Origin of the sequence: Brevundimonas sp. (assembly GCF_018608325.1) — a bacterium.
Lineage (GTDB): Bacteria > Pseudomonadota > Alphaproteobacteria > Caulobacterales > Caulobacteraceae > Brevundimonas.
Genome location: NZ_JABAZW010000068.1, coordinates 16,197 through 25,416, shown reverse-complemented (window position 1 = coordinate 25,416; position 9,220 = coordinate 16,197). Strand labels below are relative to the sequence as shown.

The window sequence follows — 9,220 nt, the reverse complement described above, 5'->3', positions numbered from 1 at the left end:
CAGCGGGTTCGACGACCACCGGGGCGACGGACGCTGTCCTTACCGGTTCGACCCAGACCCGCAATCCGCGCGCGCCGACGAACCGATAACGCAGGGGGGTATCGCGCAGCATCTCGGACACGGCGGCGCGCCAGCCCATCCGCCCCCGCACCCCATGGCTTTGCAGCGCACGTCCCAGCGGCGCGACGAAAGCCAGTTCACACCCGGCGGAAAGACACAGATCGACCAGGGCGCGGCGCGCGTCCTGAGCCGGAATGTCAAAGCTCTGAACCGCACCGTCCTGCGCCCACACCGCTGTCGGCGCGCCAACCGCAGCGACGGCGACAAGCAGGCCGCACAGAAAACCGGTCGACCGCGACTGTGCGAACGGTTTCAAGCGCGGCAGGCCCTGTGGCTGGAGAGAGATAAGGTCGTAGGGCCGCCTTACCGCGCTGGCGTGACAGCTCTGCGATACACCCTCTATTCCGCGCGGATCAGGATGCGGCCATCCGCCTGTTTCTCTGCCCGGACCGGCAGAAGCTGGCCCATGCGGTCAATCAGTGCGCCGTCACCCTCCAGCGGCAGGACCGCCGTGACCCGCAGGCGTGCAAGGCGCGGATCGGCAATGACCAGCGGCTGGCCGATGTAACGCTCGACCTCACTCGCCACCGTGGACAGCGGCGCGTCATGGAAGACCAGACGCCGTTCGCGCCACGCGCTCGTCGCCTCCACATCCACCTCAGCCAGTTTGACCTGCGGCTGGCCGATTGAGAAATCGGCGCTCTGGCCCGCCGTCATCCGCACGGCGTCGTCTAGCGCATGGGGCTGGCGCACATCGCGGCGGCCGATGGCGACATGGCCTTCCAGCAGCGAGACCACGGCCCGGTCGCGGCGCAGGGCCGTGGTGAAACGGGTGCCGGTGACGATGACATTGCGATCCCCGACCGCCACCTGGAACGGATGGGCGCTGTCATGCACCACGTCGAAATAGGCCGCGCCGCGCATCAGGGTCACGCGCCGCGCATCTCCCGCCATCGCCACCTCGATGGCCGATCCGGCGTCCAGCGTGGCCTTTGATCCATCGGCCAGAACCACATCCAAAATCTGACCCGGCGCGCTTTCATAGCGACGCGTCTCGACCGGCGCGGTCATCAGCAGTGGCGCAGCAAAGACCACCGCCGCCAGACCCGCCGCAATCAGTCCGGCCGCCATCACCCAGCGCCCGCCCGCACGGCGCGACGGCCCGCGACGCAACTGCGCCAGATCCATCGCCAGCGCGCCGCGCAGGTTCTCCAGCGCCGCCAGATCGGCCTTGGCCGCCTGATAGTGCTCCAGATGGGCCTCGTCCTGCTCCAGCCATTTCAGGAAGGCCGCCTGATCGCGCGCGCCGATGCGCGGCCTGCTCATGCGCGCGAGCCAGGCTTCAGCCGTCCTGGGCTGGCGGTCAAACAGGGCGGTCAGTCGCTCCATCATGGGCGGGTCAATCTCTCCGTGCAGGCAGGGCGCGAACCATCGCGCGTCGGGCCTTCACTCTTCACAACGATCCAGGCGGCGGACACCTCAGTCATCGCGTGATTTCTTCAGTTGGCGGAGGGCTTCCGCGATGTGTTTTTCGACCATGCTGACCGAAACGCCCAGCCGTCCGGCGATCTGGCGATAGGTCAGGTCTTCGAACCGATGCAGCAGGAAGGCGTCGCGCGTGCGCGGCGGCAGGGCGCGGATCACCCCGGCGGCGGCGGCCAGATTCTGGCGGGTGATAATCCGCTCGTCGGCCGGACGTTCGTTGCCCGCGATGGCGCGCGGGCCGGTGTCCATGTCGTGAATGTCTTCCGGCACGCGGCGACGGGTTTCGCGTCCAGCCGCCTTCCAGCGGTCGTTCTGGATGTTCCGGGCGATGACAAACAGCAGGGGCCGCGCATCCGGCGTCGCCAGATCATGCCCTGCCCGATGAAAGCGGACGAAGGCCTCCTGGATCACGTCCTCGGCGTCCTCCATCGGCTGCCCCTTGCGCTGCAGATAGGCGATCAGGTCCAGGCGCAGACGGGCGAAATCCGCCTCTGCGCGGGGTGGCGGACGCGAGGCTTCAGAACGGACGAAACCGCCCCCTCCGGTAGAGGGGGCGGCCACGTCGAGCGTGCTCTCGGGGATTAAGGGCGCGCGTCGCATGACGTCCACGGCGGGGTCAGAACTCCATCCGCAGGCCAAGGTTGATGCGCCGTCCCGACAGTTCGTAGGTCGTCGGGAAGGACGGGTCCATCGTGTAGCCCGTCGTCGCCTCATCCGTGATGTTGATGCCTTCCAGGCTGATCTGGAAGCGGTCGTTCAGCTTGTAGCTGGCCGAGAAATCGACCTGGCCGTAGCCGTCACGCCAGATCGGGTACATCTCGTAGCCGATGCCTTCGACGTACTTGTCCTTGTAGTTATAGGACACGCGCGCCTGGAAGCTGTCCTTCTCGTAGAACAGGGTGAAGTTGTAGGTGCTGTCGGCCAGACCGATGGGCGGGGTTGGCACGCCGATCTTGGACTGACCGGCCAGCGAGCTGTCCAGCGCCGTATAGTTGGCGTTGATGCCGAAGCCTTCCAGCGGGCTGTAAATCAGGCCCAGCGGCACGATGGCCACCAGCTCCACGCCGCTGACGTCATACGAACCCGGCTGGTTGATCGGCTGATAGACGTCAAAGTCATAGACGCCGTCGATGGTGCCGTTGGCGTTGTATTTGGTCACGCCCTTGACCACGCCGGTCAGGGCCTGACGCACCACACCCTCGATCTGTTTCGAGAAGTAGGAGACGGACAACAGACCGCCCTGCGGCAGGTATTTCTCCAGACCGACTTCCCACTGTTTGGCGTAGGTCGGACGCAGGTTCGGGTTGCCGTCGGTGAAGCGGTACGAGTTCCAGCTGGCCGTGCGCTTGTAGGCCAGATCAGTCAGGGCCGGACGAATCAGTGTCTCTGACGCCGCAGCGCGGAACAGGATGCTGTCGGTCAGTTCGGCGGTGATGTTGATGCTGGGCAGCAGCTTGTCATAGCCGCCGTCGCTGGACACCGGCTCAGGCGTATAGCCGGTCGAACCGTTCGGGTTCTGGATCTGGTGATAGCCCGCCGAGGTGATGGAGGTGTCGACGTAACGGGCGCCGCCGTTGATCGAAACCGGCACCGAACGGACGTCGAAGTTGAAGTCCGCCATGGCGTAGGCGGCCGTCACCTGCTCCGACACTTCGTAATAATCAGCCACGTTGAACGGGGTGTAGAAGCCGTCATAGCGGAAGGTGCGACGTGCATAGTCGTTCGACACCTGACTCCAGTTCAGGTCACGCACGTTGAAGCCGCCGCCGGGGACCAGATCGCCGATCGGCGTCAGCTGGCTCTGCGACATCGGGCGGCCGACATAATCGACCTTGCCCGGGCCCGAGCCCTGAATGTTCAGGGCGCCGTAGTCGCGCTGCTTGGTCTTGTCGGTGTAGCGGGCGCCGAATTGGACGCTGGTCAGGGCCGGGAAGAAGTCCAGGCTCAGATATTTGGTGAAGTCGACCTGGGCCGCGTACTTGTCGTCGGTGATGTGCTCCAGCGTCGTCTCATAGGCCTCGAACAGGTATTTGTCGGGCGAGTTGTACATGTCGAATCCGGCGGACGTGGCGCTCGGGATCGTCTCGCCGCCGCGTGCGGTCCAACGGGTGCGCGACGGCGCATAGGCGACATGCTTCAGGTTGGAGCTGTCCAGCGTCTTGTCCGCGCCGGAATAGCCAGCCAGGGCGTGCAGGCGCCAGCTGTCGCCGGTCCAGTTCAGCTCGGTTCCGAACTGGCGGTAATCGGTCTTGTTGATCCGCTCCTTGCTCAGCATCTCGTGCTGGGTGGCGGTGTAGGAGACGTCGCGCAGCACGACCATGCCGTACTCGCCCAGCGTGGTCTTGTCGTATTCGTGAATGGTCTGCAGCGTCGAACGGCTGGAAGCCGAATAGGCGGCGGCGTCGTATTCGTCCTCTGTCGTGTCATAGGCGCCGACCATGGCGTCGAAGGCCAGGCTGAAGTTCGACGACGGACGATACTGCAGCGAGATCGTGCCGCCCCACTGGTCCTGGGTATTCAGATAGGCGCGGTCGCCGACCTTGTCCTGGAAGATGATCAGGTCGGTTTCCTTGGCGTTCATCCGGTCCTTGACGACAACGCCCGCGTCGCGCGCCAGCACAGCCACCGCGTCGGTTCCGCGCGTGCCGCCCTGGTTCAGGAAGCGCGTCAGCGGGCGGAAGTTGATGCCCGATTCCGAGTCCGTGCGGTTGGTGCGGCGGGCGGTCGAGAAGGACACCAGCGCGCCCCAGTCGCCCCAGGTGTCGCTGGCCAGGAAGGAGACCTTCGGATCGACCTTTTCCGAGATCGAGTTGTAGGCGCCCTCGACGGCGGCGACGACGCGGCGGCCGTCATAGTCGAACGGACGGGCGGTCGTGATGTTGACCGAACCGGCGATGCCGCCTTCCTCGTGCGCCGCCGTGGGCGACTTCTGGACGGTGACCTGCTGGATGATTTCCGAGGCGAAGATGTCGAACTCGACATCACGGCCGCCGCTGCCCGAAGCTGTGGCAAGACCGTTGATGCTGACGAAGGTGAACTCGCTGGGCAGGCCGCGCACCATGACGCGCTGGCCCAGACCCTTGTTGCGTTCGATGGTCACGCCGGGCATGCGCTGCAGCGCCTCGGCCAGGTTCTGCTCGGGGAAGTTGGCCACGTCGGTGGCGACGATGGAGTCCGAGAAGCCGATGTTCTTGCGCTTCAGGTCGACGGCCTGTTCCAGGCTGCGGCGATAGCTGCCCGTGACGATGATTTCATCGACATTGGACACGCCTGCGTCGGCAGCCGCCGCCACTAGGGCGAAGGCCGTCGTGCCAAGAATTCTGTTCTTCATTTTGGATAGTCCCCAACCGGTTCTAGGCGCTTCAACGACGCCCGGAAGGGACCCCTCAATGTGTGACAGTGATCTTCATTCAAACTTCACGGCGCTGTCGCGTTCGCGGCTGAACGGGCCGGAATTCCACGCTTGGCCAGCGCCGCCTGCACCTCGGCGCGGGCCGCCTGCATGTCGCGCTGGAACACGTCGGAACGCTGTTCCGCCCCATAGATGACCATGCCCGACAGGATGCCCGCCTCGACCGCGCTGTAGGAATGCGCGCCGCAGATGAAGCGGCTTTCGGCATATTCACGCCCCCGCGCATAGAGGACGTCGGCCCGCTGGGGCGCCAGTTCGGCCAGCAGCATGGCGACATGAACTCCATGCGCCGAATGTCCCGACGGATAGTCCGGGTTGCCCGCCAGATGGTCGGTCTTGGCCTCGCAGATCGGCAAATCCGTGCCAATGTAGGGGCGCTTGGTCGCCCAATAGGTCTTGGCGTCGCCGACGACCCAACGGTCATAGCCCGCACGCCGCAGAATGGCGGTCAGGACCGGCGCCTCGGCCTCGGTCAGGCGCACGCCCAGAGCCTCGGCGAAATGGTCGTACATGTCGCCGGTCACGTCGCGCGTCGCCAGTTCCCAGCGTGGCGTGTCCTGCAGGGCGCGCGTCTCGCGGAAGATTTCGGCGTTGGCCCGGTCACGCGCCGAACCCGGCTCAGGCGGTGGGGCCAGCACCTTGATCAGGTCCGGGCGGTCGCTGGCGGCCAGATAGCCGCGCGGCGTCGCCTCCGCCGTCAGCTCAACCGCCAGATCATCACAGCGATTGGCCGTCCGCACCGGATTGCAGATGCTGGCGGCCGCCCCCACCAGACGCACCTGATAGGTCGGGAAACGCGGATCAGCCCACAGATAGTCGGTCGAGACATACTGCGCCCCGCTGGCGAAGGCGGCGCTTCGGCGCGTCACGTCCCCTGCCCGGGCCTCTTTCGTATCGGCGTCGGCGCGGGTGCGGACGATGAAGCCCTGCGCCACGGCGGCGCGGATGCGCGCCTGATCCGCGACCGGGTCGTTCAGGGTCAGATAGGCGGCGGCGGGGCTGGCCTCCTCCGTATTGACGAAGACGGCGCGGCCCTGGAGCGACGGACGGCCCGCAGCATAGGCGGCGACCTTGTCCGGCTTTTCGTCCAGAGCAAAGAAGACCTTGCCGCGCGATTGGCCCAGCGTCGGCCAGCCGCCCGCCAGCACGCCCTGACGCAGGGTGGCGTGACGCCCGCGCACCTGATCGGGCGTAATCAGATGGCCCTCATCAAAGACCGAACGGATTTCCGCATCCAGCGCGTCCCAGGCCCCCGCGTCGAAATCCAGCGGCGCGACGCCGCCCGGCAGGGAGGCCGCGCCCGTCTTGGCGTTCAGCAGGATCAGGATCGGCGCATGGTCGGGATGGGCCTGCGACCAGTCGCGGATCTGCTGCAGGCAGGCGACGAAAGTCAGGCAGCTGCTGCGGTAGTCCACGTCCGGCATGTGCAGCGCCTTCAGGCCCGGCTGCGACATAGACTGGACAAAGGCCGGACTGACCGAGGCCGCCCCGCCGAAGACCGAACGCGGGTGGGCGTAGCGCCCGCCCTGCGGGTCGTTCAGCACGTCAATCTCAAGCTGTCGCGCCCCCGCATTCAACTGATCCGCCAGCGAACGGTGCGCATAATCCAGACCGACCGCCGCCGGATTGACCGCGACCATCGCCTGAAGCTCGTCCTCTGGAATGGCCAGCTTGTAGGAGTTGTGCGTCCCCACCGTCGTCAGGTCGTTCAGGCGCAGGGTCTGGTCCATCCAGGGACGCGCACAGGCGTCTCCGCCCGCGGCGCCAAGATCGGCGGCGGCGGGATTGCAGGCGATCACGCTGAACGCCAATGCGGCGACAAGGCTGGACATGAGGGGGCTCCGTTGCGAAATGCGCCGCGTCTGGGTGAAGCCCATACGGCCTGCTCGTAACAACGACGCTACAGCCGCGCCCCTCATCGGCTGCGGCGAGATGACCCCGGCTGAACGCCCTCGACACGCCGCGCCAACCCCGCCATTCAGAGCCTGCATGACCAGCGCCGCCTCTTCCCGATCCATAGACGCCGACCGCATCGTCGCGGCGGCCATGACGCTGGTCGCGGAGGCGGGTCTGGACCGGCTGACGCTGCGCGATCTGGCGCAGGCCGTGGGCAAGAGCACCACTGTCATCGTCAATCTGTTCGGCGCGCGGGCGGGACTGATCGAAGCCATTGCGGCGACCGCGTTCGAACAGGACAGCGCCTATCACGACGCCTTCTTCGCCGATGTGCAGGGACTGGCTCTCAGCCGTGACGGCCTGATCGCCCTGATCCACCGCTATCTGCGCGAACGCGCAGGCGCATCGGCCAGCTTCGTCCGCGTCTGGGAAGACCTGCTGATCGCACACGAACGCGACGACTTCACCGCCTCCCTGCTGGAGCGGTGGGAGGCGATGCGCCGCGACGCCTGGACCGCCTATCTGTGTCGAACGCCTGATCTTTCCGCCTATGGCGGCGTTCTGTCGGCCTATCTGGTCATCGAACAATTCTACATCGGCGCGCTGGGCGGGCGGGCCGACTATGAGATGATCGCCGCCGAGGGCCTGGGCGGGCTGGTCGATCATATGCTGGGCCACGGCGACGGCGAGGCCCGCGTCACCGAAAGCTATGTCGCCGCCATGGTCATACCCAAGCCCCCCATCGACGGGCTGGAGCCTGAATCCTCACGTCTGAAACTGCTGGAGGCCGGGGCTGACCAGATCCTGATCGGCGGGGTGGCCAGCGTCACCAACCGCTCGGTCAGCACGGCGGTCGGCACATCGACCTCGACCATCGCCTATCACTGGTCGGACATGCGCCGCTTCATCATCGACGCGGTCTGGCACGCGGTGTTTCGCGACATCCCCGGCTATCTCGACTTCCGCCATCCGACCCGCAAAGGGCCGCCGGACCTGCCGGGCTGGGGCGAACTGATGGCGCGCACGCTGCGGGTCGGAGGCGCAGAACGCGACGGCTTCTATGTCATCTACGCCCGCCTGATCGCCCAGGTCTGCCGTCAGGCGCGGCGCGATCCCGCCTATCAGGATCTGGCCATGATCCTGCGCGGACCAGAGGGCGGCGGCACCCACGTCAACCGCGCCGAACTGTGGCCCGCCCAGTTTGACCTGACACGTCTGGCCGCCACGCGCTTCGCCTTGTGGATCAAGGGCAGCGCCATCGTCGGCGCAGCCACAGGGCGTTCCGCCACCTCGACACAACTGCAGGCAGTCGCGGAAATCCTGGTCGCACATCATCAGAGTTGAACCGAACAAATGTTCTTATCTGTCCGTTGAAACCGGATAGGAACACTTCAAATAAGCGTCATCAAAGCATCACAGCGAAAGCCTAGAGCGGCAACGCTGTCGAACAGATGTTTTTCTTGTGACGCGGAAGCGCGGCGAATGTCGCTCTCCCCGCCTCCCTAGCCGTCCTTCCGCCGTCCCGGACCGACGCCTGTTCGACAGCCCCCGCCCTGACGCGGGGCGCGGCATCGTCGCGACCGCCCTTTCAACATTTCGGCCCGTGCGAGAGGGGGAATCTCGTCGGCCCGATGGATCGACACATGAAACGTCTGCTTCTCGGCGCGTCCAGCGCCGTACTCGCCCTGGCTGCGGCCCTGCCCGCCTCGGCCCAGTCCAACACTGCGGCCCAGTCCGTGGATGACATCGTCGTCACCGCCCTGCGCCGCGAAGAGTCCTCACAGAAGGTCGGTCTGGCCCTGACCGTCATCTCGGGCCAGGACCTGGACAACCGCAACATCGGCAACGTCAACGATCTGGAGAACTCGGTTCCCAGCCTGGAAGTCGACAGCCAGCTCGGCGGCGGCCAGCCCCAGTTCCGCATCCGCGGCGTCGGCCTGACCGACTATGCCGCCAACAACACCTCCACCGTCGGCATCTATGTCGATGAAGTCGCCTATCCTTACGGCGTGATGACGCAAGGGTTGCTGTACGACATCGCCCGCATCGAGGTGCTGCGCGGACCGCAGGGCACCCTGTACGGCCGCAACACCACCGGCGGCGCCGTCAGCGTCATCACCAACGCACCGACCGACACGGTTCAGGCCGGTTTCTCGGCCAGCTACGGCAGCTATGACGCCGCCAAGTTCGAGGGCTTCCTGTCCGGTCCGGTCGCTGAGAACCTGACGGCCCGCCTGTCGCTGGCCGCGGAATCGGGCGGCGCCTGGCAGTACCACCGCGACACCGGCGAAAGCCTGGGCGACAAGGACACCAAGGCCGCCCGCCTGCGCGTCAACTGGCGCCCGACCGCCCAGACCGACATCGACC

General features: G+C 66.2%; 7 protein-coding genes. 2 read left to right on the top strand and 5 right to left on the bottom strand.

Annotated elements, in window-relative coordinates:
- The 5 genes from QZ281_RS07245 to QZ281_RS07225 form a co-directional block, all read right to left on the bottom strand.
- A partial coding sequence (locus QZ281_RS07245; RefSeq protein WP_292226554.1) for an STN domain-containing protein occupies window positions 1-376 on the bottom strand: 376 nt, incomplete at its 3' end.
- A gap of 83 nt (window positions 377-459) precedes the next feature.
- Window positions 460-1,452, bottom strand: coding sequence for a FecR domain-containing protein (locus tag QZ281_RS07240; RefSeq protein ID WP_292226551.1), 993 nt, complete (start codon window positions 1,450-1,452; stop codon window positions 460-462).
- A gap of 87 nt (window positions 1,453-1,539) precedes the next feature.
- Complete coding sequence (locus QZ281_RS07235; RefSeq protein WP_292226547.1) at window positions 1,540-2,106, bottom strand: RNA polymerase sigma factor; 567 nt, start codon at window positions 2,104-2,106, stop codon at window positions 1,540-1,542.
- Window positions 2,107-2,161: 55 nt separating this feature from the next.
- On the bottom strand, window positions 2,162-4,876 hold the full coding sequence (locus tag QZ281_RS07230; RefSeq protein WP_292226546.1) for a TonB-dependent receptor: 2,715 nt from the start codon (window positions 4,874-4,876) through the stop codon (window positions 2,162-2,164).
- Between the two features lie 86 nt (window positions 4,877-4,962).
- Entirely contained in the window at window positions 4,963-6,789 is a 1,827-nt protein-coding gene (locus tag QZ281_RS07225) for a Ca2+-dependent phosphoinositide-specific phospholipase C (RefSeq protein ID WP_292226543.1), read from the bottom strand.
- Window positions 6,790-6,946: 157 nt separating this feature from the next.
- Between QZ281_RS07225 and QZ281_RS07220 the strand changes: the two genes are divergently transcribed.
- Together QZ281_RS07220 and QZ281_RS07215 are read left to right on the top strand one after the other, a co-directional pair.
- Window positions 6,947-8,197, top strand: coding sequence for a TetR family transcriptional regulator (locus QZ281_RS07220; protein ID WP_292226540.1), 1,251 nt, complete (start codon window positions 6,947-6,949; stop codon window positions 8,195-8,197).
- Window positions 8,198-8,496: 299 nt separating this feature from the next.
- Window positions 8,497-9,220 (top strand): TonB-dependent receptor plug domain-containing protein (locus QZ281_RS07215; RefSeq protein WP_292226538.1); only part of this gene is annotated, 724 nt, incomplete at its 3' end.